Consider the following 26,871-nt stretch of genomic DNA (forward strand, 5'->3'; position numbering starts at 1 on the left):
CTCAAGTCGGAGAGTAAATATGTTTGATATAATGGAACAACACAGCGAAGAAGCTGTAATAAAAGTAATCGGTGTAGGCGGTGGCGGCGGTAACGCAGTTGAGCACATGGTAAAACAACAAATAGAAGGCGTTCGTTTTATCGCAGCCAATACGGATGCGCAAGCATTACGTAATTCAGCCGCTGATGTAACAGTACAATTAGGCACGCAAATAACCTCTGGGTTAGGTGCGGGGGCTAACCCAGAAGTAGGTCGTGAATCGGCTGAAGAAGACGCCGAAACCATCCGTGCTAGCCTTGAAGGCGCTGATATGGTGTTTATTGCGGCAGGTATGGGCGGCGGTACAGGTACCGGTGCTGCGCCAGTCGTGGCTAAAATTGCTAAAGAGCTGGGTATTTTAACTGTTGCTGTGGTAACCCGTCCGTTTGATTTTGAAGGTAAAAAGCGTGCCGCTGCTGCAGAGCAAGGTATTAGCGAACTATCTGAAATTGTGGACTCGTTAATCACTATTCCAAATAACAAGTTACTAAAAGTATTGGGTAAAGGAACAACTTTACTGGATGCATTTGCTAAAGCAAATGACGTATTGTTTGGTGCGGTACAAGGTATTGCTGAGTTAATTACTCGCTCGGGTCTAATTAACGTGGATTTCGCCGACGTACGTACTGTTATGTCTGCAATGGGCACGGCGATGATGGGTACAGCATCTGCATCGGGTCCTGATCGTGCACAAGAAGCAGCAGAAGCTGCTATTTCAAGCCCGCTTCTAGAAGACGTAGATTTAACCGGTGCTAAAGGCATTTTGGTTAACATTACTGCGGGTATGGATATCGCGATTGAAGAATTCGAAATTGTGGGTAATCACGTTAAGGCGCTAGCGTCTGAAAACGCAACGGTTGTTGTTGGCGCGGTAATTGACCCAGAAATGACGGATGAGCTACGTGTAACCGTGGTTGCAACCGGCTTAGGCGGCGATCGTCGTCCACAGTTTGGTATCGTAGATAACGGTTTCAAAAAAGCGTCAGGCTCTGATGTAACTAGCTCAAGCACACAAACAAGCAGCAGCATGTACGTACCTAGCTTTGCAAGCCAAGGCACAAACACGACTGAAGAGCCTGCAACGACATCGCAAGCTGAATCGAAAGAGCAAAGCAGCACATCGACTAGCTCTTCAAGTTCAGCAACGAATACGTCGTCAAGTAGTGCTAATAAAACAGATAAGTCTGAGGGTGGCGATTATTTCGACATTCCTGCTTTTTTGCGTAAACAAGCAGACTAATTAAAAACAGTACTTTTGTGCGAAATGTGAACAAATATTGTAGTTATACCGTATTTATGTTACACTCCGCCGTCTAACTGTAATATATACTTAAAGTGAGCGAACCTATGATTAAACAGCGTACGATTGCACAAGTAGTCAAAGCCATAGGAATTGGACTTCATAAAGGTGAGAAGGTCACTATAACTCTCCGACCTGCGAGCGCAAATACTGGGATTGTATTTCGTCGTGTCGACCTTGATCCGGTTGTTGATTTTGAAACAACACCTGAAGCCGTTGGTGATACGCAATTGTGTACCTGTTTAATCAACAAAGATGGTGTTCGCTTATCAACTACTGAGCATTTAATTGCAGCTGTTGCGGCCATGGGTATCGACAATCTAATTGTTGAACTTGATAGCTCAGAAGTTCCAATAATGGATGGTAGTGCATTGCCATTCATTTATTTATTACAAAAAGGCGGCATTGAAGAGCAAAATGTTGCAAAACGCTTCATTCGTATTAAAGAAAAAGTACGTATTGAAGAAGGTGATAAATGGGCCGAAGTAGAACCTTACGACGGATTCCATATCGACTTTGAAATTGCCTTTGATCACCCTGCAATTAATGAAAGCCGCCAACGCATTGGCTTAGATATTACCGCACAAAGCTTCACTGAAGAAATTAGCCGTGCGCGTACTTTTGGCTTTATGAAAGATATTGAATACATGCATGCTAATAACCTTGCACTAGGTGGTAGCATGGATAGTGCAGTGGTACTTGATGAATTTAAAGTTTTAAATCCAAACGGTCTGCGTTACCCAGACGAGTTCGTCAAGCATAAGATACTAGACTGTGTAGGTGACATGTTTATGACAGGTCATAACCTTTTAGGTAAAGTAACTGCATTTAAATCAGGTCATGATTTAAATAACAAGTTACTACGCAAAATTATGGCAACCGAGTCAGCATGGGAGTGGGCAACCTTTGAAACACCTGTTTCGATGCCTGCACCCGGCCTTGAATTAGCAAACGCCTAATCAGTTAATCGCTTACATACAGTTATAAAAAATGACGCTTATTAGCGTCATTTTTTTTGGCTGTTTGTAACCACAACCAGTCAGGTATTACAGACCTAAAATAGTTTGTAACTGTTTTAACTCAGTGACTTGGTACGTTGGCTTAATACCTTCAGGTAAGATTACCCCAGGGTGCTGTAACCAGCAGGTGTCTATGCCTGCATTTCGTCCACCAAGAATATCACTGCTGGCGGTATCACCTACCATTAAAATTTGTTCTTTCGGTGGATTCCCCATTAAATTAAAGGTGTGCTCAAATATCTCTTTTGCAGGTTTAGCAATACCTACTTTTTCAGAAATTACCAGCCAATCGAACATATCTTGCAGCCCAGTATGCGCTAAACGACGTGCTTGCAGCTGACTAAAGCCATTAGTGATAATACCTAACTTGGCATGAGGTTTAAGGGCGTTTAATAATTCAACCGCACCGGGTAAAGGCATGCAAATTTCAGCCATTGCCGATAAAAAATCATCATTGAGCTGCTGGGCTGGTACATCAAGTTTATTTGCCAGCTCACTAAAACGAGTTACTTGCAGATGGTTTGCGGTAATTTCGTTATTTTGATAGGCAATCCATAGTGGCTTATTGGTGTTTTGGTAATGGTCATAATCTGCTTTGGTAAAATCCATGTCATAAGCAGCCAACATTTTTTGTAAGCCAGCAAAGGCATTAAAGCTAAATAAGGTTTCGTCGGCATCAAATAATACGTAGTTATACTTCATTAAAACATCCGTTATTGATTATATAAAGTGGGATTAAGAAAAGGGGCCATGGCTAGAGTCAGCGCTTGAGTATAGGTACTTTCTCGTGTTGCATGATGAGCAGTTAATAAACCAATAGCACCCCCTTGCTGCTTAATATTGGTGGTATTAAAAGCCTTATCCATCACATCTCCAAGTTCTTCACCTTGCAGCAATGCATTATAAAAAACTGAAGGCAAAGGTAAGTTACTGCTTCGGCCTGTAACTTGCTGTGCGCCGTCATCAATAACGACATAGGCAAAGGTTGCTGCACCATAGCTAAATTGCGCTGCGCCGCCTTCCATCGCTATGTAGTAGTCTGCTTGATGCTGTGCTTTACAATAGTTAACTCGGTTTTGCGCTCCCAAACACGTTTGTTCTTCGCCTATTGGCTGATCGGGTACATCAGAGGGGGCGTGAACGCCACTACATTCAATTATATGCTCAGGGAAATACATCGCAAAAATGTGTTTAGCGGCATTTACTTTTACTGGGTTTTTAGACCCGACAACAATTTTAATGGCTTGCGACATACTACTCTCATCATACTTAAAATCAGTAGTGTACGTGAGTTAGACTAAACAAAAAAGAGCAGAATGTATTTGCGATCACTTGATAAAAGAAATGATCAGCTCCATAAGATCATCATATGTTGTTAGATCTTCTAAACCAAAAAGCCTCTAACAGATTATCGATACACTTAAATAGGAATTTCAGGTGGGGCTAATTTTGCTAAGGCGCGTTTTTTCAAAATAATATCTTTGATCAGTGGCGTAAGCACTAGCTCCATAGCGAGTCCCATTTTGCCACCGGGTACTACAAGCGTATTGATCCGCGACATAAAGCTGCCTTCAATCATGCGTAAATAATACGGGAAATCAACGTCATCAATGCCCCTAAAGCGAATAACGACAAAGCTTTCATCAAGGGAGGGGATATCTTTTGCGCTAAATGGGTTGGAGGTATCAACGGTGGGTACTCGCTGAAAGTTAATATGGGTACGAGAAAATTGCGGCGTTATATGATTAATGTAGTCATCCATACTGCGTACAATCGAGTCCATTACTTTTTCACGAGAATGGCCACGTTCTGAGGTATCGCGAATAAGCTTTTGGATCCACTCAAGGTTAATAATTGGCACCATGCCTATGAGTAAATCAACATGCTTAGCCACATCATGATCTTCGTCGACCACGCCGCCATGTAAGCCTTCGTAAAACATTAAATCTGTATTTTGCTCAAGCTCTTGCCAAGGTGTAAATGTTCCAGGTAACTGGTTATAAGGCACGGCCTCATCAAAGGTATGTAAATAACGGCGCAGTTTACCTTCGCCTGTTTCACCATACTTGGTAAATAAGTCTTCTAATGCACCAAAGTCATTGGCTTCTCGGCCAAAATAACTTATGTGTTTACTTTCTTGTTGGGCTTCTCGAATTTTTTTGTCCATTTCAGGACGTGTGTAACGATGAAAGCTATCACCTTCAATAAATGCAGCATTGATATCGAGGCTGCGGAAAATATGCTTCACGGCATTGGTGGTGGTTGTAGTGCCTGCTCCAGATGAGCCGGTGATTGCAATAATAGGGTGTTTAGCTGACATGTTTGTTCTCTTTTTTATGACCCGTTAGTTATAAAGACCTTACTAAGCTAGGTCAAGTGACGTCATCAGTAAATAACGTTATCATGAGGTGCTTAAAATTAAAACGAGAGAAAGCATGAAACTGATCAAACCGTTGTTAGGGCTAATAACAATTAATGCTTTAACATTGGGCGTTGCCCAGGCAAATATGCCTAAAAGTCAAATACTGCTTGCCGATTTAAATACTCCGCATGGCATACGCGTAAGCATTGTTAGTGATAAAACCAGCTACAACAATCAGCCCCACTTAACCGATACTGGCCTTTATTATACGCGTGAGGTAATCAGTAATAATCAGAGCCAAACTGATATTGCGCTTTACGATTTATCATCAAAACAAACCTCCATGATCACCAATACAGCTGTAAGTGAGTATTCGCCAACATTAACACCGAGTGGTGATAGTTTATCTGCCATCGTGGTTGAAGAAGATGGCAAACAAAAATTATGGCAATATTCGCTGAGCACAGAGCAGGCGCCAAGTCGTATTTTTGATTGGATTGAGCCTGTGGGCTATCACGCTTGGGGTAATAACAACGATTTAGTAATGTTTATTTTAGGTGAGCCACATACATTACAATATATCTCGGTTGTTGCGGCTAAAGGTGAAGTTGTTGCAAATAACATTGGTCGCACACTTATTTACGATAAATCGCGAAGTGAATTTTTATTTAGTCATAGTAAAAATGGCCAGCACCAGTTAGCCCGTTTTGACCCTCAAACCAAGCAGGTAAGCAACATCCTTAGGTTGCCAAACCAAGTACAAGACTTCATCTTAAAAGATGAAAATACAGTTGCTTACGCAATTAAAAATCGTATCTATCAACGACAACTAACAGCTGGATCTGATATATCTCAATGGCTCGATTTAAGCCAATATTGTGATACTGAAATTAGCCGGTTGAGTTATAAAAATCAGCAATTAGCGTTTGTATGTAGTGTTAAATAAACACTAAATAATAAATTTCGGACTTTCACTCATGCATGAGTTAGTCTATTCCCCTATTAAATAAAAAGGAAAGTCACGTGGCATTTAGCGCAGACGAGTTAACAGAGCAGCTGATAAAACTAGAGTGTAGAAGTAATTTCAAAATAAAAAACATTGCTGAGTATATGCTAGCAAACTCTAAAGAAGCGTTTTACACCCATGCCGAAACGGGGAAAGGTAAAATTGTGATCCGTCCTGCATTTGAAGTGTTTAGTGATGACTTTACTGATATTGATGGGGTTGTGCGTACTCAAGGCTATTTTCATAGCAGTGAAATGACCCGTTTTCCCACTCGTATTTATAAAAGCGCACAGCCTATTCATTATGGTGTCGCTTTTAAAATTAACTCTGAACAAGCGGCAAAAGAGTTTATAGCTAAGCTAACGATGATTATTGGTGGTTAATAGAATGGTGCAGGGCTAAAGGCAAAAGGTGCAAGATAAAATCTTCAACCTTCAACCTTCAACCTTTAACCTTTATAACCCTTAATCTTTGTCTTTAATCACTAGCTCTAAAAGGGCTGCGCCTGTTAATCTCTTTGTGAATAAACTTTTTAAGATTTTATACACAAAGAGAAGACAATTAGAAAACATCAGCCATTAGCCCGAGTTTGAGCTTTTCGGCCCGTTACCCGTAGCCCGCAGCCCGCCATCCTTTGAACTTTAACTTATTTACTATTCAAAAAGCTATTTACTGATTTGAGTTCACGGTTTTTAAGTGCAATACAGTCATTCGTACTTTCTGCAAGCTTACTTAATGTGCGCGCATAGCCAGGTACGTCATCAAGTTTAGCGTCAAAGAACGTTTGCGTTGTCGCTAAACTTTCAGCATCACAGCTAGCAGTAGTAAAGTAAGGTAAGTTAGGTACAAAAAATGGTGGCAAACTTGCTGTTACTTTATCGTAGTTGCTATATATCCAATCAATAAAGAGTGCTTGGCGTTCATCGGTGTAACTTTGCCCCGATAAAATAGTACGCATATCAGAAGCGGTTACTTCATCGGTTAAGCTATATGCAAGCACTGCTTTTTGGAGTTCAGGTTTACCAAAATAACCCATTGCTGCCAACATATTGGTACGAACTTGTGGATCTTTAGTGGTTTTAAAGGTTGCCATAAACTGATCAAGCAGCGCTTTATCACCATGAAAAGCCGCAAGACGTAAGTAAGTACCCGCTAAATAAGGGTCTACATTTTGTGGATCTTTTAAGTAAACAGCTGTTTGCTGCTTAGCTTTATTGATCACATTTTTATCTTCACCATCAAAGCCTAAACGCGACACTACCGCAGCTCGCAGTTGAGCAACAGCGCCATCTTCCCCCATTTTTGCTTCTAGGCCATATTTTTTAGCGGCAGGCATGACTGCATTTTGAATAAATGTAGGCCATAAATCTTTGTTGCTATCGTCTTTAAAGGTACGTTGCTGAGATGCTAAATAACCTAAAGCAGTGTTAGCTACGCGTGGATGACTATCACTGGCAAATACTTCAAGCGTTTGCATCAGCTTAGCCGCAGAAATTACACCTGCGTCAAGTAAGGCGTCAGTAGCTGATAACAATGCAAGGCGCTCGCGGTCGTTTAATACGCTTGCTGCATTATCAATTAGTGCGTTAAATTGCGCATCGTCCATGACCCAGCGGTAGTAACCTAGCGCACCTTGGTCTGGATATATCCACTCTGGCTCAAAATCTAACTCTAGCGTTTGGTTTTGTTTATTAAGTAATACACTGGCAGTTTTTACTTTATCGCCTTTACCGTACTTAATGGCAACGGGTACATTCCAAAGTTGGGCTGGAGCATCAACACCGGCATTAGCAAAACGGCTTTGCGAAATAGTGATAGTTTTACCTTGCTGATCAACCTTGATTAAAGGAAATGACGATTGTTCAATAAATGATTTTAAAACACTCGCCACATCTTTATTTGAAGCCTTACCGAGTGCTTCCCATAAATCGGCGGCTTCGGCATTTTTATATGAGAACTCTTTTAAATAATTTTGAATACCAGCTTGAAATGCGTCTTCACCAATCCAATTTTCAACCATCGCCAGTACTGAGCTGCCTTTGCTGTATGCAAGGCCTAAACCGTCCATAATATCGGCTTCGGTTTTAATTGGTTTACGAATGGGCTTAGTGCTTAAGCGAGCATCTAACGCCATTACATTGTTTTGTGGTAAATCTAGGTGTGATTCAAACTCAGGATTAAGTTGCTTAGTAATTTTTGCTGCCATCCAGCTAGCAAACGCTTCGTTTAACCATAAGTCGTTCCACCACTTCATAGTCACTAAGTTACCGTACCATTGGTGAGCTAATTCATGGGCAATAATAGAGACATTACGTTGCTTTTTACTACGCGTTGCAGCTTCTAAATCAACCAGAAGAATATCTTCGCGGTAAGTCACTAAACCTGAATTTTCCATTGCCCCAAACGGAAACTCTGGAACAGCCACTGAATCTAATTTTTTATACACGTAAGGAATACCAAAGTACTCTTCAAGTGCGCCCAATACTTTAGGCATATTCTCTTTTGCATACTGTGCTAAATGAATTTTACCTTGTGGAGTAATCACACGGCCAGGAATTGGCATACCCTTAATTTCTAGTTCTTCAAACGGGCCTACAGCCATAGCTACTAAGTATGATGGAATTGGTGGCGTTTTATCAAAGTAATGGGTAGTCATATCGCCATTCACCGTCGTTTTTAACTCAGGTGTATTTGAATACACTTTTTGTGAAGTGGGGGCGGTAATAGTTAACTGAAATGGAATTTTATAGCTTGGTTCGTCAAATACAGGAAACGCTCGACGGGCATCGCTCATTTCAAATTGGGTGAAAAGATAAGGAACGCCTTGATCTAGGGTTTTATATAGCCCCACACTTTGGCGATTATATGGCGCTGAGAAATCAATTTTTAAAGTGTATTTACCCGGCTGAATTTGCTCTTCGCAGCTAAATTTAACTTTACCGGTTTTAAGCATTTCGCTGTTTAAGTCGCAGTTTTGCTCACCCAATAGTTGAACCATTTTGGTTGCGTAATCAACACCATTAAGTTCAATGTAGCGTGTTGGTTTAAGCACCTCCAAACTGATTTCAGTCATTCCTGTAAAAGTATCCTGACTTGGGTCGAGCGTTAAAGCGACTTTTTGTGAACTTGGCTTTGCGAGCTTTTCAATGACGAACTCATTAGCGTTAGCAGCATTTATCGCAAGCGCAACGCTCACGGTTAAGAGGCTTTTAAAAAACATAGTTATCCCTAGATTTTTGTTGTTAGAAGAGTGAGTACACTCCATCCTAACAGCTTTTTTTGCTAGAGTAAGCGAACAACAATAAGGAAAAGAGTAACAAAGTTTGTCAGTGGCTATCTCGTGCTAAAAACCGCTGCCAATGAATGTGGGAATTAATAACCCGGAGCTGTTGCAGCACCTTATTTAACAAGGCTATATCGTTAAAGTTATCATCGGGGTAATCATTAAAGCCCATTAAGTAATTGAAGCAGTCTTTAGAGCCTGCTTGCAGGGCATAAATACGAATTTGCTGTTCAAAGTTAAGCCGCAAACTACTAATCGCGGTTTTCATTCCGAGTTGATCCACGGAAGGAATTGCACATTTTTGCAAATACCCCGCACGTTCGCCCTCGCCTGAAAACCAAATGCGTACTTTTTCACTGTAGCGTCCTGTTTTTGCTGGGAGGTCAAACAGTAAACGTGTGTGTTTTTGCGCTTTTGCGTAGGCTAAATAATCATTAAGTCCGGCCTTAATAAGGGCGTTATGTACAGGAATTAAACGGGGTTTAATTTTACCATGAGTATGAAAGCTAAAGCAGAGAATGCTATTTTTAACCACCAAGTCATCTAGGGTTAAATGGCCAATTTCATCACTGTAAGCGCCACTGTAGTAAGCAATTAAAGGCAGCCAAAAGTGCCAGTGCTTAGCTTGTTCGCGGGCAAGCCGAGTATCACTATAAATATATCCGGTATAGAGCGTATGTAGCTCCATAGCTGAGAATGGACGACGACCAAGATGGGTTTTCAACGCAGTACCTTGACAGTTTTTATTATTTTATACCCCAACTAATCGTTGTTGTTAATTGGGGTAGTGCCAGCAAATAAACAGTTAAAACTTATTCACTTAAAGCGCGAGCTAAACCAACTGGTTCAATTTCTACGCATACCTGATCGTCATTCCAATTTAAACCAACCAGAGCATCATCCGATTTAAGGTCTTCAACCCAATCATCTAAAAATTCATCTAGATTGATTTCTACCGGACTGTAGTCTTTCCACTCTTCTTTACACTGCTCTTTTGCTGCGTCTTCTGATTCCCACAGTAAAAGTACATCGGTGTCGTCAAACTGATTTGATTCACATACAACAAAGCCACCATCTTGTGCACCCAGTGCCCAGATCTGCTCACTAACACGTACTTTTTCTACAAAGCTAACTAGTTGTGATTCAATTTCGATATCGCTCATGTGTTCACCTTTTAAAATTTGAGTCGAGGGTTGGTATTTTTAGCCGCTTGACGCTGACTAAACGCTTCATAAAACTTAACTAACTGCGGCTGCGCGCTAAAATCAGTGAGTTCACGAAAGCAGATCCAATCTAGCAAGCAGTATAAACTGATGTTGAGGCATTCACAGCTTTTAAATTCATCATCGTTTAAATGATCATTTAAATAGTCTAAAGTTTGCGCAATTCGCTCATTTTGCAGATTAAAAAATAGTTTATCAGCTTGCGTGTCAAACCCAGAACGCTGACATATCAATAACTCAACCAATGAATCGTTACAGGCGTTGATGCTAGTTAAAAAATGCTCTTGCGGCCAAGTTAGCGGGTTCTGCTGTGTTTTTTCAAGTAAGTAACGCAGTATATTATTTGAGTCGCTTAAGTTAAGCGAGCCATCAATTAAGATAGGGATTTTAGCTGCCGGGTTGTGCGACATCATTAAAGAGCGGTCATCGCTTGAAAAAATGTCGAGATTTATAAACTCAAGCTCACAGTTATTTTGTTGTGCCCAAATTCTGACACGGCGAACATAAGGGGAAGAAATAGAGCCAAGTAATTGCATATTGGGGCTTTTGCCAACTCCACATAAATAAAAAGCCGCTAATGCGGCTTTATTAGTAAATCGATTTGCTTACTCTGAGCGGCTGGTTACTTCTAATAAATGGTAACCAAACTGTGTTTGAACAGGACCTTGTACTTGGTTAAGTGGCGCTGAAAAAACCACCTTATCAAACTCAGGAACCATCATACCAGGTCCGAACTCACCTAATGCGCCACCATCTTGACCTGAAGGGCAATTAGAGTGCAATTTAGCTAGCTCAGCAAAGTCTTCACCTTGCTCAATTTTATCTTTAAGGTCTAAACATTGTGCTTCACTGTCTACGAGTATGTGCCTTGCACTTGCTACTGCCATAAAATCTCCTATTTATAAGTTTAGTTTTTTATCTACTAAGCAACATCTTAGTAAGGTTAAACTGAAAACACAAAATTAAAATGCACTTTTGATGGCGCTTTCTAATTTTGCTGAATCGGGTTTGACGCGGCTATTAAAGCGAGTCACTGATTGACGATCTGCCGAAACCACGTATTTATAAAAATTCCAGTTAGGTGAACTAGTTTTTGCATTTAAGTGCTTGAAAATAGGGTTGGCATCGCTGCCACGCACTGCGCTGGTGGCTAACATAGGGAAAGTAACGCCGTAATTCACATAACAGACTTTAGCCGTATCTTTTTCGTCATTTTCTTCTTGAAAAAAATCGTCAGATGGAAAACCGAGCACCACTAAGCCTTGCTCTTTATATTTTTTGTATAGCGTTTCTAGCCCTTCAAACTGAGAAGTAAAGCCGCAATTGCTGGCAGTGTTAACAATCAACAGTGGCTTATTTTTAAATTCACATAGATTAAGCGTTTCGGTTGAACGAAGCTTTCTCAGTGACACATTTGTGAAGTCATCGCAGGTATCTGTCTTTGCTGAAGGGCTATTAGTGTCTGCTGCATTGGTGGTTACAGATACACAGCCTAGAGCCAATGTTAATCCGAATATTAATTTTCTTCTCATGCGGTTACCTTGAATGCGATTCGATGGGTGTTTATGTAACTTATCATACGCTACTATAGACAAAATTGATCAATTTTACTTATTTTCTATGACTATACGTTTAGCAAAACCTGATGATTTAACTGCTATTGTTGCCATTTACAATGAAACTATCCCTAGTCGAATGGTGACCGCCGATACCGAAGAAGTAACCGTTGCTGACAAACAACCTTGGTTTGATAGCCATACAGCTCAAAGACCTATTTTTGTTTACTGCGAAAATGACCAAGTACTAGCGTGGGTAAGTTATAAATCGTTTTATGGGCGCCCAGCTTACGATGGCACCGTTGAACTAAGCATCTACATTACGGCGGCAGCCCAAGGAAAAGGGTTGGGTAAAAAGTTGATGCAATTTGCACAACAACAAGCACAAAAGCTCGATATTGAAGTGTTACTCGGGTTTATTTTTAGCCATAACGAACCAAGCATTAAATTATTTAAGCATTTTGATTTTGCAGTATGGGGAGAGTTGCCCAATGTTGCAAGGATGGATAACCAGCTGTACAGCCTGACTATTTTTGGTAAGCATTTAATGTAATCCCATAACCATAGGCAAACAAAAATTACATTTATGTAGACGATTATGCCAAACCAAAAATTCTATACTATGCTGAAAAGGTGTTTAATTAATTCTTAAAAGTGTACATAAATGGCGCAAAAAATACTTATTATTGATAGCAGTAGCATGATTGCTATGCGCTTAAAAGTACTGCTTGAGCTAATTGGTTGTGAAGTTGAATTAGTTCATTATTCTATGTTTGATCAAAGCAGCAACATAGATGCATACGATATGCTTGCCTTTTCACAAGGGACACCAACAAATCTGGTTGCTTCGTTGGTAAAACAAGCAACCCGACAATCATTTTTACTTTTAGCTCCCAAGGCTGAAAGTGGTGAATTGCTTGATGCATTTGGTAAATTAAATGAGCTTGTTCCAGATGCCACTATTATTTATCCATTTTTTTCTAATAAAGAAATCACTTCATTTATTGAAGAACTATTAGAAATAGGCCCTGATCATATTTTTAAACTGCCTACAATTTTGTTGGTTGATCATGTTAGTGAGCGTTTAGAAATGCTAAAAAGTAGTTTAGTGGGTGCACATATAGAGGTATACACAGCTACAAATCATGATGAGGCACTTAATATTGCTAAACTCAGAATGATTGATATTTTAATTAGTGATTTTAGTTTAAAAGAAGGGCTTGGCTTAGATATATTTACCAGCCTTAAGCAGATACAGCCGCATAGCCGCTGCTTATTATTAACCTCGCGTCCTGCTCAGGTTTCTATGATTGAAGCAATTCGCCAAGGTGTTGAAGACGTTTTAATTAAGCCACTCGATGACAACGTTTTATTACAAGCAGTACATAAGTTGTGGCAAACCGAATTGCTAAAACGTCATAACGCAGAGCTAGTTGAAAGGCTACAAGATACAGTCGATGTACTTATTGAAAAAGACAGTTTGCTGCAAGTAATTTTTAAAAATACTCCCGACCCAATCTTACTTTTTGAACGTAAAGGCAAAATAGTAGAGGCTAACGACGCGTGCTTAAAGCTGTTTAATTTACCGTTTAAAAAGCTCATTGCTCACTCGTTATTTCACTTTTTAGATGACGATTCAGTAAAAGCAATAAAAGATAAAATATCGACTTTAAACAGTAATCGGCAATTTAGTTGCGACTTACATATTGTCTGTAAAGATGGGAGTAAAATTCCGCTCGTCGGCTCATTTAATGAGATTGATCATCATGGTGAGATAGCATTAGCGGTTATTTTTAAAAACGTAACTCATTTAAAGCAAAAAGAAGATTTATTACTTGAGGCCAAAGATCTTTTAGAAGAGCAGGTAAGAGCGCGGACTTCGCAACTTGAGCATGCGAAAAACATTGCTGAAGCAGCTAATTTAAGTAAATCAGAGTTTTTAGCTAATATGTCACATGAGCTTAGAACCCCTATGCATTCTATACTAAGTTTTTCACGCTTTGGTCTCAGTAAGCTTCAAGATGATGATTTTAGTAAAGATAAACTTTTAAAATACTTAACCCGAATTGAATCAAGTGGACAAAGGCTGCTTTCTTTACTTAACAATTTACTCGATTTGTCGAAATTAGATGTAGGTAAATTCCCATTTAACCCGCGAGCATGCGATTTAACGACTATTGTTAAAACAAGTATTGATGATGTGTCCGGAATTGCCATAGAAAAAGATATTAAAATTGCATTTAAATCAGATAAGCCGCCTGTTATAGCGCAATGCGATGAAGAGCAAATTAATCAGATACTTAGAAACGTATTGAGTAATGCATTAAAATTTAGCGAAGAACATAGCACTATCGAAGTTGCATTGGAAATAGACAGTGGGTGTGCAAATATTGAAGTAATAGACAGCGGAATTGGTATACCAGAAGACGAGCTTGAAACTGTTTTTCAAAAATTTGTGCAAAGTAGCAAAACAAATAGTGGCGCAGGGGGGACAGGATTAGGACTTACGCTGTGCCGTGAATTTGTTTCTTTACATCAAGGAACTATAAAAGCCTGTAATAACGAACTTGGTGGGGCAACCATTAGCATTCAGGTTCCTTTGGAAATAAACCTCGATGAATATTTAGCCGATGAGCAATTAGTGAAAAATAGTAGCTAATAACCGAATTGTTTTAATGAACACGATTTATATGGACGAAAAATTATGGCTTTAACTAAAATTCTTGCAGTCGACGATGAACCATTTAACCTCGAGATAATAGAAGAAATCCTAGAGGAATTAGATTTTGAACTTAAGCTGGCTTCGAGTGGCCCAGAATGCTTGAGCATGGTTGAAGAGTATATGCCGCAGGTTATCTTACTTGATGTAAGCATGCCAAAAATGAATGGTTACGAAGTATGTAAAGAGCTCAAAGCGAACCCTAATACACAAGATATTATAGTGATGTTTGTATCGGCAAGGGGGACTGTTGAGGAACGTATGGAAGGTTATTCAGTAGGTGCTGAAGACTATATTGTAAAACCGTTTGGGCACGATGAGCTTAAGCAAAAGCTGAATAAGTTAAATCAAGTATTAATAGAAAAACAACAGCTTGAAAAGCAAGTAAAAGAAGCAACCTCAACCGCTTTTAATGCTATGGCAAATAGCAGTGAAATGGGTCAGATAGTTAACTATATTGAAAATATCGGTTTTATCAACGATGTAGAGGAGTTAGGTAAGGCATTAGTGGAGTGCTTACAGACATTTGGTCTACAAAGTAATATTGAATTTAGATGTAACGACACCAAATCGCACTTTGCTTTAAACGGTGTGTGTTCGCCGATTGTGATTGAGTTATTTGAAATGCTTAAAAACAAAGGTAGGTTACATGAGTTTTCTCATCGTATTTTGGTTAATTATGAGTTTGTCAGTTTATTGATTTTGAATATGCCAGAACAAGATGAGCAGAAGCATGGGCGTATACGTGATCATATTTGTTTTATTGTAAGTGTAACCGAACAGCAATTGCGCGCTATTACTACTAAGAAAATGTTGGTTTCGCAGCAAGAGCGATTAAACAAAGTGGCGAGTACTGTTCACAGTAAGTTTCATAGTTTAATTGGATTGCTTAACGACAGCCGGATAAATAACGAAAAAGTATTTAAACAACTTCAAGAGGAGTTAGAAGAGCGGATCCCAACCATGGGACTCGATGAAGACCAGGAAGTGTTTATTTACAAAAAGGTCGACGAAACGATTCAAAATTCGGTGGCACGCCAAGAATCTGTTGATCAGGTTAAAAAAGCGTTCGCAGAGATAGAGCAAGATCTCGCTTTATTGTTGAAAGGTTAAAGGTGCGGGCTACGGGCTGCGAGACGCGGGGTAAATTCCTTGCTACGATTGGACAAATTAACTTGTAACAGCGATTTTATGTCGCGTCTTTTAAAGGTTAAAAACGAAAGGTATGCATTACAGGTTAACTAAGAGCTGTACTTTAATAGTAGCTTCTTATTTACTCCTCATTCTCTTCTCTGTGTTCAATTAGATGTTAGTAAATTATGCACAAAGAGGGCTAAGAGTTCACAGAGAAAGTGATTACATAAAAAGGTAAAAGGCTTACGCGTCTCTGGGTAGGCCTTTTTCAACAATACGAATTAGCCGTGCCGTTTTACGCAACTTTTGTCTTTGTTTATCGTGTTGCTGGGCGAGTGCCCAATTTATATGTTCACCCACCAAGTCACTTACCGCTTGGCGCTTATCTTCGAGTGCAACAATAATTGCCGGGCTAAAATCTGCGTTGCCTAAGCCAACCGCTATATTTCGTAACCAACGCTCATGGCCAATGCGCCGAATAGGGCTGCCCTCGGTATTTGTTAAAAAGGTAGTTTCATCCCAGGCAAATAACGCGAGTAAGTCTTTATTTTTTAATTGTGTACGAGGATGAAAGTCAGCCTCATCAGTAATTTTTCCGTAGCGGTTCCATGGGCATACCAATTGGCAATCGTCACAGCCATAAATGCGATTTCCCATTAATGTTCTGTATTGCTCAGGAATAGCACCTTGATGCTCTATAGTTAAATACGAAATGCACTTACGCGCATCAACCACATAAGGTTCTACAATAGCACCAGTGGGGCATAGTGTTATGCAGGCAACGCATTTGCCGCAACCCTCAAAAGTGTTTTCGTTATCAATAGGTAAAGGTAAGTCGACAAAAAGCTCACCTAAAAAGAACCAAGAACCCGCCTCTTTATTTATTAATAAAGAATGCTTTCCGCGCCAGCCTAATCCCGCTTTTTCAGCGAGTTGACGTTCAAGTACAGGGGCTGAATCAACAAAAGGCCTAAAGCTATAGTCACCCACATGTTGTTCAATTTTTTTACCTAACCGTTTGATTCGGTTGCGCATCAACTTATGATAGTCGCGGCCAAGGGCATATCGGCTGATATAGGCTTTTTCGGTATTTTTAAGGTTTTTGGCAAAGCCTGAATCAGGTGGGAGGTAATTCATTTTAACTGAAATAACCCGCTGTGTTCCGGGTACTAGCTCATTAGGGCGAGCACGCTTCATACCATGGGCTGCCATATAATCCATTGAGCCATGAAAACCCGCATCAAGCCATCGCTGCAGCTGTGCTTCATGCTTAGTTAAATCAATGTCAGTAATACCCACTTCACTAAAGCCAAGTTCTTGACCCCATAGCTTTATTTGCAGGGCTAGCTGTTCATAATTTAGATTGACGTCGCTCACATGCTTCACACAGTTATATTATAAGCCGCGTAATTTAGCATAATCGCGGCTTGGGTAAAACTAGCCTACAAAACGCTTTAACTGTTGTTGGGTTTGTTGACTTAGTTTTTGTGATTGCTCAGAGTCATGCAATGCGGTGTCTATTTGTTGCTTTGCTTGTTCGCCAAGCGCCACAATTTGTTCAACCGATTCATGAGTTTGATTTTGTGTATCTTCAAGTAAATGAACTGCGTTAGCTATTTGCTGTAATTGCTGCTGATTATGCTCAAATTCATTGAGCATTTTTCCAAAACCTTCTGAGGTATCGTTGATTGCAGCTTGTGCGTTATTAGAGTGACTAATTAACTGCTGAGACTCTTTATTGGTTTCATTAACCAGCTCATTCATTTGGGTAATAAAATCACTAATTTGGCGGGTTGCATCACTTACTTTAACCGATAGGGTGCGAACTTCATCGGCAACCACGGCAAAACCTCGCCCAGCTTCTCCGGCGCGCGCTGCTTCAATTGCCGCATTAAGCGCTAATAAATTAGTTTGATCAGAAAACTCTTCTACCATTTTTAAAATGCTACGAATGTTTTCACTATTCTCTTTTAAGCCTGCAATCGTTTTAGAAAAACTACCCAGCATTTCATTAATAAGCCTCACCTGTTCAACCAGTTTTGACAGTTCGCTCGCAGAGAGCTTAACAAAACTAAGATGTTCATTATTTACCTGATGTACGCTATCAGTGTTACTTACTATATCTTGTAGGCTTTGGGTAATTTGGTTGCTGGCATTAATTATGGTGTGGCTTAAGTTAATTTGCTGTTCGCTTAGCTGCTCTGTGTGCTGCATTGATTGCGTTACTTGGCTATTACTTTGCACGCTTTCCTGAGCGCTGCTGTAGGTCGTACTTAATAAGCTGTTTAAATGCGTAGTAAACTGATTATATTGTTCACTTAAATCTCTAAATTCATCAAAAGTAAAATGAGGAAGTTTGGCAGCTAAGTTGGCATCTTGTTGATTAATATTAATCAACGTATCGCGCATGGCTTTTACCGGGCGCACAATTAAAAAGCGCATATAAAAAATAGTAAATATAAAACCGGCAACAATCAGCAGGGTTAATGCCCAAAATAGCCCTGTGCTTTGTTGATTTTCAGAGAGGCTACTGTGTAACCAAAATAATGTAATAGCTTGAAATAAAAATACAAAGCTTAAATTACCCACTATTTTTCGGGTTAAAGTAAAAAATAGAGTTTGTTCTAAAAAATTATAAATACGCATGTAGCTACTCATTAAATAGTGACCTACTAAATTATTGTTTTTATAGCATAAATAGCAATTAAATAATTAGTTATAGTTCATTTAATTGCGCCAAAAAATGCTTAGTTCGTTCAGGGTCGTTAGTAAAAATGCCATCAACACCACAGGCAAGCATCAGTTTAATATCTTCAACTTCATCTACGGTGTAGGCAAACACCTGTAAGCCGCGCAGTTTGGCATCGTCAACAAACGACTTGTTCATAAAGTTTTTGTCAACATGAATGCTAAAGGCCTGTAAGTCTTCAGCAAACTTCGCATACTGCAATGGAATTGATGCAGTAAGTGCGCCAATTTTAAGCCAAGGCAAGCGGTTCTTTAGCCAGTGTAGTTGATGATGATTAAATGATGAAACTAAAATATTGTCTGCTGATATCTTATTTGCAGTAATATTCATTTCTAGTTGCGCAGCAAACTTTTCTAGTTCAAAAGTATGTTTTAGCTCTAAATTAAGTAAGGTTTGGTTGCTATTCCAGTCAATTAGTTGTTGTAGGGTAGGCACTTGCTCACCATTTCCCGCATCAAATTGTTGAATTTGCTGAGCGCTTAGATCGCACACTTTACCTTTACCATTAGTGGTTCTATCTAGGTAGGTATCATGAATAATCACGTAGTCATCAAGTGCGCTTTGTACATCAACCTCAATGCCATCTACATTTGCTTTTAACGCCGCCATAATGGCGCTATGTGTATTTTCAGGAAAGTGTGTGCTTGTGCCTCTATGAGCAAATATTTTCATGGCTGCTTTTTCCGTGAGATTGACCAAGTTTCAAAGCACGCAGCACTAACAATCAGTGCACCACCAATCAGGGTCATCACTGAGGGGCGTTCGTGCAAAATAATTATAGCCAGTATTGTGCCATAAAGGGGCTGTAAGCAAGAAATCAATCCAGCGGTCGCTGCTGATAAATTTTTTAAACTCGCTGCAAATAACGAATGCGGCATCGCAGTAAACACCACACCGGCGATAAGCAGCAATATTAAATCAGTATCATTAATTTGTGTTATGGGTACTTCAATAAATGCACATAGCATCAGGCTTGCCACTAACGTTTGATAAAACATGGTTTGCGGTCCACCATACTCGCTAAAGTAGCGTTTATGGGTAATATTACGAATAGCAAAAAACAATGCTGATACCACCCCCGTCACAACGCCTAAAGTGATGTCATCGCCTAAATTAACGTTAGGGATCAATAAATAAATGCCAATAATCACCACTATAGCGCTTATTATATCTTTTGCTTTGGGCTTACTTTTATTAAATAGAGGCTCTAAAAATACCGTGATCACGGGATAGGTAAAAAAAGCTAACATGCCCACGGTAATTCCCGCCAATTGCATGCCTGCAAAGTAGGTTACCCAGTGAATACCTACGGCAACGCCTAATAAAATGGCAATTACATAATCTTTGGCGTGATGCAGCTTAATTGGTTTTTTTTGCAAAATTAGTAGCACACAAATTGCCACCCCAGCAATAGCCGCGCGATAAGCGGTAATATCTAATGCATTTAAACCAATTAGCTTTGCGAATAAGGCGGTACCGCCAAATAAAAGGACGGCAATGTGTAAGTAAATTAAGCTTTGTTGTTGGGACTGCATGACGTTTCCTTGCGCTGCTTTTAATGCAGTTTAACATTACTATTAATTACTTAAGATGAAATTTTTAAAAGCCTTAATAATTAATATGCAATTATTTAGGGGATTAATTTTTTAAGTGTAATAGCGATTGTAAAATCAAAACTACGCGTTACTATGCTGTTTATAACTATAAAAGTAACTAAAAGTGCTAAAAGCGCAGCTAAATGCACTCAAAGAGGCTCGAATGACCGCATTAATAAAGATTACCACTGAGCAAAACGTGGCAATACTTACCATGAATACCGCTGAAAACCGCCATAACCCTAGTTTTATAGCTGAACTTAATCAACACTTAGATAGCATAGAAGCCAATGGCGATATTAACGCCGTAGTATTAACCTCAAGCAGCGATAAAAGCTGGTCATTGGGAATTGATTTACAGTGGATGGCCAGTTCAGATAACACGCCTACAGTTATTGCTGATTTTATGAATTCGATAGGGCAGTTATTTAAACGTATAGTGACGTTTCCTATGCCTATCATTGCTGCATTAAACGGTCACACTTATGGTAATGGCTCGGTGTTAGCATGTGCCTGTGATTTTCGGTTTATGAAATCGGACAAAGGCTTTTTCTGCTTTCCTGAAGTTGATGTACTGGTACCGTTTGTACCGTCTATGTTTCCGATTATTAATAAAGCGATTAATCCGCAATTTTTTAACCGCTTAGCTATGACCGGCGAGCGTGTTGATGCGCATAAACTGCTACAACAAAATGTGGTAGAAGCGATTTTTGCTGATGAGCAAGCCTTGCAAGCGGGTGTGTTAGAGTTTGCTCAAAGCTTTAATAAAAATCGTTGGATATACGCTCAAAACAAAACCCAAATGAACAAACCAATACTCGATGTTATGGCTGCACAAGACTCGGCTTTTATTGAAAACATCAGCACGCTATTGTGGAAGAAACTACAGCAAAAGTAAGCTGTTTTTATAAAAGTGAGTAAACATAACTACAGTTAATTTACTCACTTTCATGTGCATTAATTAAGTAGGTGTTAAGTGTTATTTAGCTACATTGCTACAAAATGCAAAAGCTAATAACGCTTTATTAAAAGTTTAATGGCTTTTACCTGTCTCATTTCGAGTATATGAGTTAAAATGCTTACATAACCAACTAACAAGATAGTGAATGTCAAACCAAGATCCAAATCTCAGTCGAGAACAAGAAAAGTACGAAAACCCAGTCCCTAGTCGTGAGTTTATACTTACTCACCTTCAAGAGCGTTCAAAACCTGCTAATTACACGCAACTATGCGAAGAACTCGCGGTCAACGATGAAGAACGACAAATAGCATTTAAGCGCCGACTTCGTGCCATGGAGCGCGACGGGCAATTGTATTTTAATAAATTTAAATGTTATGCCCTGATTGACGAAGCCGGTTTAACCAAAGGCAAAGTTGTCGGTCACAGAGACGGTTTTGGCTTTTTAGAAGTTGAAGGCGAGAGCAAAGACTGGTTTATTGCCAAGCATCAAATGAATATGGTGCTACATGGCGACATTGTTCTTGCGAAAGGCACTAAGCGTGGTTCAGGCTCAAAATGCGATGCCCGTATTATTAAAGTGCTTACTAATGAGCGAGCGCCTATTGTTGGCCGCTATTTTGTTGAGCATGGTATTGCTGTGGTGGTTGCTGAAGATCCGCGCATTACCCAAGATATTATTATTTTACCGGGTAACGAAAAAGGCGCACGCCACAACCAAATGGTGCAAGTGCAAATAACTCAAAATCCAAGCCGCAATATGAATGCGGTAGGTAAAGTGATTGACGTACTGGGCGAGCATTTAGCGCCGGGTATGGAAATTGAAGTTGCGCTGCGTAATCACGATATTCCACACGTGTGGCCTGAAGAAGTTGAGCAGCAAGTTGCCCACTTAGGTGAATTTGTTGAAGAAGCCGATAAGCAAGGCCGTGTTGATTTACGCGGCTTACCACTTGTCACTATTGATGGCGAAGACGCTCGCGACTTTGATGACGCTGTTTATTGTGAACCTAAAAAATCAGGTGGCTGGCGTTTATGGGTAGCCATTGCCGATGTATCCCATTATGTAGGTATGAACACGCCGCTTAACAAAGAAGCGATAGAGCGCGGTAATTCAGTGTATTTCCCTGAGCAAGTTATTCCAATGCTGCCAAAAGTATTGTCTAACGGTTTGTGTTCGCTTAACCCTGAGGTTGATCGCCTGTGTATGGTTGCAGAAATGACCGTATCGCAAGAGGGTAAGCTGTCGGGCTATAAGTTTTACGAAGCACTAATGAATTCGCATGCTCGTTTAACCTACACCAAAGTAAATGCCATTTTACAAAATGACGAAAAGCTCCGTAAAGAATACGCAGCTGTAGTGCCACATTTAACTGACTTACAGCAAATGTACATGGCATTAAAAGCAGCACGCCAAGAGCGTGGTGCAATTGAATTTGAAACACTCGAAACCCGTTTTGTATTTAACGCACAGCGTAAAATAGAATCTATTGTGCCGGTTATTCGTAATGATGCGCATAAGCTGATTGAAGAATGTATGATTTTAGCTAATGTTTCGGCGGCTAAATTACTTGAGAAACACGAAGCAAGTGCATTGTTTAGGGTACATGATGAACCCGATAGCGAAAAACTGGGTAACTTTACTCAGTTTTTAACTGAGCTAGGTATTGAAAGCACGCTAAGCGACGAACCCACCCCGAAAGAAATCACTCATGTATTGGCTCGTTTAGGGGATCGTCCTGAAGCTGAACTTATTCAAACTATGCTGCTGCGCTCAATGAAGCAAGCGGTATATCAGCCAGATAACATAGGTCACTTTGGTTTAGCATTATCGGCCTACGCGCACTTTACCTCGCCAATTCGCCGTTACCCCGATTTAGTGGTACACCGTGCGATTAAAGCGGTATTAAAAGCGCAAGGTCAACAAACGTCAGGTGAATACGCCTATAGCGATGATGAAGTCGATCAACTTGGTGAGCAGTGTTCAACTACTGAGCGTCGCGCAGACGATGCCACCCGTGAAGTAGCCGATTGGCTAAAATGTGAATACATGCAAGATCATGTAGGCACGGAGTTTAACGGGGTTATTTCATCGGTTACTAATTTTGGTTTATTTATTCGTTTAGATGATTTGCAAATTGATGGATTAATTCATGTTACCAATTTAGGTGATGAATACTTCCAACATGATGCGGCTAAACATTGCTTGGTGGGTGAACACACACATACGGTTTATCGTTTAGGCGATAAAGTAACTGTACAAGTTGCCTCGGTAAGCTTAGATGATCGCCGAATTAACTTAACGCTTAAAGGCGATGTGGCTCAAGATCGTTATGCGCGTCGTCGTGCGCCAAAAAAGAATGCCCCAGCAAGCGTTCGCTCGCAACTTAAAGCCGGTAAAATACCGGGTAAAAAGTCAGCAAGCGACAGTAAAAAACCAAAAGGTGGAAAAAAGCCTGCAAGTAAAACTAAGGCAGCGGGTAAGTCTAAAGTAAAAGCGGATGACACCACCGCGAAGAAAAAAACCAAAAAGAAAGCGGTCAAAAAGCCTAAAAGACCAGGTAAAAATGCCCGTAAACGTAGTAGCCCAGGAGCAAACAATTCGTGAGTAATGAATTAATTTTTGGCTTTCACTCTGTTGAAGCAATTTTAGCAAAAGAGCCAGAGCGCTTTATAGAAATATACGCCCTTAAGGGACGTGATGATAAGCGTTTATCGCCTGTGATTGAGCAAGCGCGTCAGTTTGGTATTTCAGTACAGTTTATGCAACGAAAAGCGCTTGATAACAAAGCGAAAGATGAACAGCATCAAGGCATTATTGCCAACGTAAAAGCGGCGCGAGTGTTTAATGAGAAAGATCTCGATGAGATCATTGAACGCGAAGACACGCCATTTTTACTGGTGCTTGATGGCATTACCGATCCGCATAATTTAGGTGCTTGCTTACGTAGTGCCGATGCAGCGGGCGTACATGCGGTGATTGTTCCTAAAGACAAATCAGCAAAGCTTAATGGCACAGCACGTAAAGTAGCCTGTGGCGCAGCAGAAACGGTACCGCTTATTCAGGTAACTAACCTTGCACGTACATTGCGTGAAATAAAAGACGCGGGTGTTTGGGTTGTAGGTACTGCCGGTGAAACCGACACACATGTATTTGATGCCAGCTTAACAGGCCCAATGGCGATTGTGATGGGTGCTGAAGGCGAGGGCATGCGCCGCTTAACGCGTGAGCATTGTGATGTGCTCGTTAAAATCCCAATGGCAGGCACGGTTTCAAGTTTAAATGTATCGGTAGCAACCGGCATTTGTTTATTTGAAGTGTTACGCCAGCGCGCAGAAACAAATTAAGCCTAAGCTAATCACATAGGCATTAAAAAGCCGAGATTGATTATCAATCTCGGCTTTTTTGTACTTTTAAGTTAGCGCTTTATTAAAAGCTGTAAGAGTAACCCATTTGTACTGAGCGTGGCTTACCAGGTTGAATACCGCCATTTGCGCGATTAGCAATGTAGGTTTTATCAAATAAGTTATCGACGCTTAGGTATACTTTTTGATTTTCATCAATTAAGTACTTAGCAGCTAAATCCCATACAACACGGCTATCAATCGCATTTAAGCCTGAGTCAGAAAGGTCAGCATGTGCATCCGATACGTAACGTATTTGGCTGTTAACAACAAAGTTATTCACTTCGGCACCAAACGATAAAGCAACTTGGTTTTCTGGTACGTAAGGCATTGCATCGCCTTTTTCTACAGAGCCCCAAATTTCTGAATCAAATGTGTTTTTAAACTCTGAATCAGTGTAGGTGTAAGTCAGTTTAACTGGGAACGCTACTGATGCAGTATTAAACGTACGACCAGCGCTAAATTCAAAGCCTGATACTTCTACTTCACCGTAGTTGTATTGGTCGCCAATGTTGTCGTCGCTACAACCTACTGATGCGGTACAGTTACCATGCATGTTGTCGTAATCAGAGTAGAATGCAATCACTTCACCGTTAAAGCCGTTTGCATTAAAACGAGAACCAAACTCAATGTTGACGCTTTCTTCTTCGTCTTGGTCTGCATTGCCTGGCGCTGCGGGTGCATAACCTTTTTGAATGCCTGCAAGTAACGTTACGTTGTCGTTAAGTGTGTAAGTAGCACCTAAAGACGGTACTAAAATTTCAGTATCGTTTGAAATATCTTTCGTTAAGCCTTGGCTGCGAGTTGGATCTGATTTAGCCCATTCTTCACGGGTAATAGTAATGTCTTCATAACGCAGACCTGCACTCACAACTAATGCATCCATTGTCCATTCGTCTTGAATAAATAGGGTGCTTGCTTTTGCGCTGTCTAAGCGATTGCTATTAGAGCCAGGTGCGCCTTGCGAAGTAAGAGTCATGCTTAAATCTTGATTAAGCGTGTATTTGTCTTCCCACTGGAAACGATCCATTTCGTCTTCGTGGTAACGTACGCCAACCGTAATGTAGTGATCGCCCGCTGGAATGTGTAATTCAGACTGCACGCCTTTGGCTTGGTAGTCGCGGTTATTAGCTTTAACACCTATGTTTTCGATGCCTTCAGCCGTTGGGTTTGCTTCAAATTCACTGTATTGCTCAAGGTAGCTTTCGCTTACTTTACTGGCTTTGTACCAGTTACGGTGGAAGTCATTTAAGTAAGCGGTTGCTAAAAATTCGTAACCTTCACCAAAGCGGTATGCATAGTTTACTTGGTATGCATTATGACGGGTGTTCATCTCATCATTTTGCGATGCCGCATAACGACGGTTAGGATTTTCTTGGTAATCGGCGTTAGTTAAGCCCATGTACGTTTCGTCTGATGTTTCTTCAGAGTACTTAGCTTTAAACTCAATGTTGTGGGCATCGTTTTCACCAAAGGTATGGCCAAATTTTACCAGTACGTCATTTTTTTCAAAACCAGTATTGTCATCGCCTACTGGTAATTCTTTAAAACCATCAGCGCCGTAAGAAAACACTTCAATTAAGCCCGCTGTGTTATTTTTTTCTTTAGCGAAGTAAGCGTGACCTTTATAGTAACCATCGCTACCAAGTGCCGCGTCAACCATACCCATAGAGCTATTTGCTTCAGTTGGTAAGCTGCGAGAAAGTAAATTTAATACACCACCGGTAGTGCGCGGGCCATATTTAACTGAGGCAGCACCTTTTAATACTTCAATTGATTCCATACGACCCATAGTTGGGAAGTAATAAGCCGATGGTGCAGAATAAGGAGCCGGTGCAACGAGTACGCCGTCTTCCATTACTGAAATTTTATCGTTACGGCCAGTACCTGTGCCACGCATACCAATGTTAGGACGCAGACCATAGCCATCTTCTTCTTGAACGTATACACCTGGTACAGATGCTAATACGCGAGAAATATCGGTAAATTCGAATTTTTGCAATTCTTCATCAGAGATAAATGTAGCCGATCCTGGAATATCGTTAATTGCTGCTTGTGAGCCAATAACGGTAATTTGTTCAAAGTTGCGTTCAACGCCGCCGGCATCTTTTGCCATTGCTGTAGCACTTAAAGACAGCGCTACGGCTGCAGTTAACGAGGAAACTAAAAATTTATGTGACATTGATTACCCTAAAAATAGTTCAACTACTAAAATTGGCGTAATTTAAACATGTTAACGAATGAGAATCAATATTATTAAGTTTTAGTTATATTTACATTTGCCGTAAAAATACACTATTTTTATAACATTTTTAACTAGGGTCTGTTGATCTTTCAAGGTTAAATTTGCAGCAGTCAGTTTGGTATTTAGGCAAGGCAGAGCCTATGTGGTGTGGTTATTCCCCATAAATAGGCGATAACGCAGCATCAATGCCAAACAGGCGCTGCCCGAAGGGTTCTGCCTAGGGGCGATTTACTCTTTGTTGCTCGGTTTTTACTTAGCCCACTAGGTTACAAACCTCG

Annotated in this window: 24 protein-coding genes; 10 read left to right on the plus strand and 14 right to left on the minus strand. The window is 40.3% G+C overall.

Annotated elements, in window-relative coordinates:
- Nucleotides 1-19: 19 nt before the first annotated feature.
- Nucleotides 20-1,279: a cell division protein FtsZ gene (ftsZ, locus tag CWB78_RS07040; protein ID WP_138594826.1), complete on the plus strand. Its 1,260-nt coding sequence runs from the start codon at nt 20-22 to the stop codon at nt 1,277-1,279.
- Between the two features lie 107 nt (nt 1,280-1,386).
- Nucleotides 1,387-2,298, plus strand: a complete 912-nt coding sequence (gene lpxC / locus CWB78_RS07045; protein WP_010390707.1) for a UDP-3-O-acyl-N-acetylglucosamine deacetylase — start codon at nt 1,387-1,389, stop codon at nt 2,296-2,298.
- An 87-nt stretch (nt 2,299-2,385) separates the two neighbouring features.
- Here lpxC and yjjG read toward each other — a convergent pair whose 3' ends face one another.
- The 3 genes from yjjG to CWB78_RS07060 all read right to left on the minus strand — a co-directional run bounded on the left by yjjG (nt 2,386) and on the right by CWB78_RS07060 (nt 4,678).
- The gene (yjjG, locus tag CWB78_RS07050) at nt 2,386-3,060 is read right to left on the minus strand and encodes a pyrimidine 5'-nucleotidase (RefSeq protein WP_008114796.1); all 675 of its coding nucleotides are present in this window, start codon (nt 3,058-3,060) and stop codon (nt 2,386-2,388) included.
- 11 nt (nt 3,061-3,071) lie between these two features.
- Nucleotides 3,072-3,611, minus strand: coding sequence for an inosine/xanthosine triphosphatase (gene yjjX, locus CWB78_RS07055; RefSeq protein WP_138594828.1), 540 nt, complete (start codon nt 3,609-3,611; stop codon nt 3,072-3,074).
- 167 nt (nt 3,612-3,778) lie between these two features.
- Nucleotides 3,779-4,678 carry a phosphoribulokinase gene (locus CWB78_RS07060; RefSeq protein WP_008114793.1) on the minus strand — a complete coding sequence of 300 codons (900 nt, stop codon included), beginning with the start codon at nt 4,676-4,678 and terminating at the stop codon, nt 3,779-3,781.
- A gap of 115 nt (nt 4,679-4,793) precedes the next feature.
- Between CWB78_RS07060 and CWB78_RS07065 the strand changes: the two genes are divergently transcribed.
- Both CWB78_RS07065 and CWB78_RS07070 read left to right on the plus strand, forming a co-directional pair.
- On the plus strand, nt 4,794-5,666 hold the full coding sequence (locus CWB78_RS07065; protein WP_054202305.1) for a TolB-like translocation protein: 873 nt from the start codon (nt 4,794-4,796) through the stop codon (nt 5,664-5,666).
- A 77-nt stretch (nt 5,667-5,743) separates the two neighbouring features.
- Entirely contained in the window at nt 5,744-6,109 is a 366-nt protein-coding gene (locus CWB78_RS07070; RefSeq protein WP_008114788.1) for a hypothetical protein, read from the plus strand.
- A gap of 263 nt (nt 6,110-6,372) precedes the next feature.
- Here the strand turns inward: CWB78_RS07070 and CWB78_RS07075 are convergent, their stop codons facing one another.
- From CWB78_RS07075 to CWB78_RS07100, 6 genes are all read right to left on the minus strand, one after another.
- Nucleotides 6,373-8,946: a M1 family metallopeptidase gene (locus CWB78_RS07075; RefSeq protein ID WP_109875350.1), complete on the minus strand. Its 2,574-nt coding sequence runs from the start codon at nt 8,944-8,946 to the stop codon at nt 6,373-6,375.
- Between the two features lie 106 nt (nt 8,947-9,052).
- The gene (locus tag CWB78_RS07080; RefSeq protein WP_055012880.1) at nt 9,053-9,733 is read right to left on the minus strand and encodes a site-specific integrase; all 681 of its coding nucleotides are present in this window, start codon (nt 9,731-9,733) and stop codon (nt 9,053-9,055) included.
- Between the two features lie 88 nt (nt 9,734-9,821).
- On the minus strand, nt 9,822-10,172 hold the full coding sequence (locus CWB78_RS07085; protein WP_008114782.1) for a DUF2750 domain-containing protein: 351 nt from the start codon (nt 10,170-10,172) through the stop codon (nt 9,822-9,824).
- 11 nt (nt 10,173-10,183) lie between these two features.
- The gene (locus CWB78_RS07090) at nt 10,184-10,768 is read right to left on the minus strand and encodes a glutathione S-transferase family protein (protein WP_008114780.1); all 585 of its coding nucleotides are present in this window, start codon (nt 10,766-10,768) and stop codon (nt 10,184-10,186) included.
- A 69-nt stretch (nt 10,769-10,837) separates the two neighbouring features.
- Complete coding sequence (locus tag CWB78_RS07095) at nt 10,838-11,119, minus strand: peptidylprolyl isomerase (RefSeq protein WP_008114778.1); 282 nt, start codon at nt 11,117-11,119, stop codon at nt 10,838-10,840.
- 75 nt (nt 11,120-11,194) lie between these two features.
- Nucleotides 11,195-11,764: a glutathione peroxidase gene (locus CWB78_RS07100; protein ID WP_138594830.1), complete on the minus strand. Its 570-nt coding sequence runs from the start codon at nt 11,762-11,764 to the stop codon at nt 11,195-11,197.
- A gap of 88 nt (nt 11,765-11,852) precedes the next feature.
- On the opposite strand from CWB78_RS07100, the gene CWB78_RS07105 reads away from it, so the two are divergent.
- The 3 genes from CWB78_RS07105 (at nt 11,853) to CWB78_RS07115 (ending at nt 15,620) form a co-directional block, all read left to right on the plus strand.
- Nucleotides 11,853-12,341: a GNAT family N-acetyltransferase gene (locus CWB78_RS07105; protein WP_054202385.1), complete on the plus strand. Its 489-nt coding sequence runs from the start codon at nt 11,853-11,855 to the stop codon at nt 12,339-12,341.
- Between the two features lie 111 nt (nt 12,342-12,452).
- Nucleotides 12,453-14,447: a sensor histidine kinase gene (locus tag CWB78_RS07110; RefSeq protein WP_138594832.1), complete on the plus strand. Its 1,995-nt coding sequence runs from the start codon at nt 12,453-12,455 to the stop codon at nt 14,445-14,447.
- Nucleotides 14,448-14,492: 45 nt separating this feature from the next.
- Entirely contained in the window at nt 14,493-15,620 is a 1,128-nt protein-coding gene (locus tag CWB78_RS07115) for a response regulator (protein WP_138594834.1), read from the plus strand.
- 264 nt (nt 15,621-15,884) lie between these two features.
- On the opposite strand, the gene queG is transcribed toward CWB78_RS07115, so the two are convergent.
- From queG to CWB78_RS07135, 4 genes are read right to left on the minus strand one after another with little or no spacing between them, the layout of a single operon-like run.
- The gene (gene queG, locus CWB78_RS07120) at nt 15,885-17,018 is read right to left on the minus strand and encodes a tRNA epoxyqueuosine(34) reductase QueG (protein WP_138594836.1); all 1,134 of its coding nucleotides are present in this window, start codon (nt 17,016-17,018) and stop codon (nt 15,885-15,887) included.
- A gap of 60 nt (nt 17,019-17,078) precedes the next feature.
- Complete coding sequence (locus CWB78_RS07125; protein WP_021033114.1) at nt 17,079-18,299, minus strand: methyl-accepting chemotaxis protein; 1,221 nt, start codon at nt 18,297-18,299, stop codon at nt 17,079-17,081.
- Nucleotides 18,300-18,357: 58 nt separating this feature from the next.
- Nucleotides 18,358-19,062 (minus strand): glycerophosphodiester phosphodiesterase, encoded by a 705-nt coding sequence (locus tag CWB78_RS07130; protein WP_010390735.1) that lies wholly within the window; start codon nt 19,060-19,062, stop codon nt 18,358-18,360.
- Complete coding sequence (locus CWB78_RS07135; protein ID WP_138594837.1) at nt 19,059-19,925, minus strand: DMT family transporter; 867 nt, start codon at nt 19,923-19,925, stop codon at nt 19,059-19,061. Before CWB78_RS07135 ends, CWB78_RS07130 begins: the two co-directional genes overlap by 4 nt.
- 223 nt (nt 19,926-20,148) lie before the next feature.
- Between CWB78_RS07135 and CWB78_RS07140 the strand changes: the two genes are divergently transcribed.
- The 3 genes from CWB78_RS07140 (at nt 20,149) to rlmB (ending at nt 24,291) form a co-directional block, all read left to right on the plus strand.
- Nucleotides 20,149-20,883 (plus strand): enoyl-CoA hydratase/isomerase family protein, encoded by a 735-nt coding sequence (locus CWB78_RS07140; protein WP_075170546.1) that lies wholly within the window; start codon nt 20,149-20,151, stop codon nt 20,881-20,883.
- A 208-nt stretch (nt 20,884-21,091) separates the two neighbouring features.
- A complete protein-coding gene (gene rnr / locus CWB78_RS07145; protein WP_076919906.1) occupies nt 21,092-23,551 on the plus strand; it encodes a ribonuclease R in 2,460 nt (819 codons plus the stop codon).
- Entirely contained in the window at nt 23,548-24,291 is a 744-nt protein-coding gene (gene rlmB / locus CWB78_RS07150) for a 23S rRNA (guanosine(2251)-2'-O)-methyltransferase RlmB (RefSeq protein WP_008112440.1), read from the plus strand. The genes rnr and rlmB overlap by 4 nt, the downstream gene beginning before the upstream one ends.
- Nucleotides 24,292-24,373: 82 nt before the next feature.
- On the opposite strand, the gene CWB78_RS07155 is transcribed toward rlmB, so the two are convergent.
- On the minus strand, nt 24,374-26,530 hold the full coding sequence (locus CWB78_RS07155; RefSeq protein WP_010390740.1) for a TonB-dependent receptor family protein: 2,157 nt from the start codon (nt 26,528-26,530) through the stop codon (nt 24,374-24,376).
- Nucleotides 26,531-26,871 lie beyond the last annotated feature (341 nt).

Source organism: Pseudoalteromonas sp. S1612 (genome assembly GCF_005887175.1).
GTDB lineage: Bacteria > Pseudomonadota > Gammaproteobacteria > Enterobacterales > Alteromonadaceae > Pseudoalteromonas > Pseudoalteromonas undina.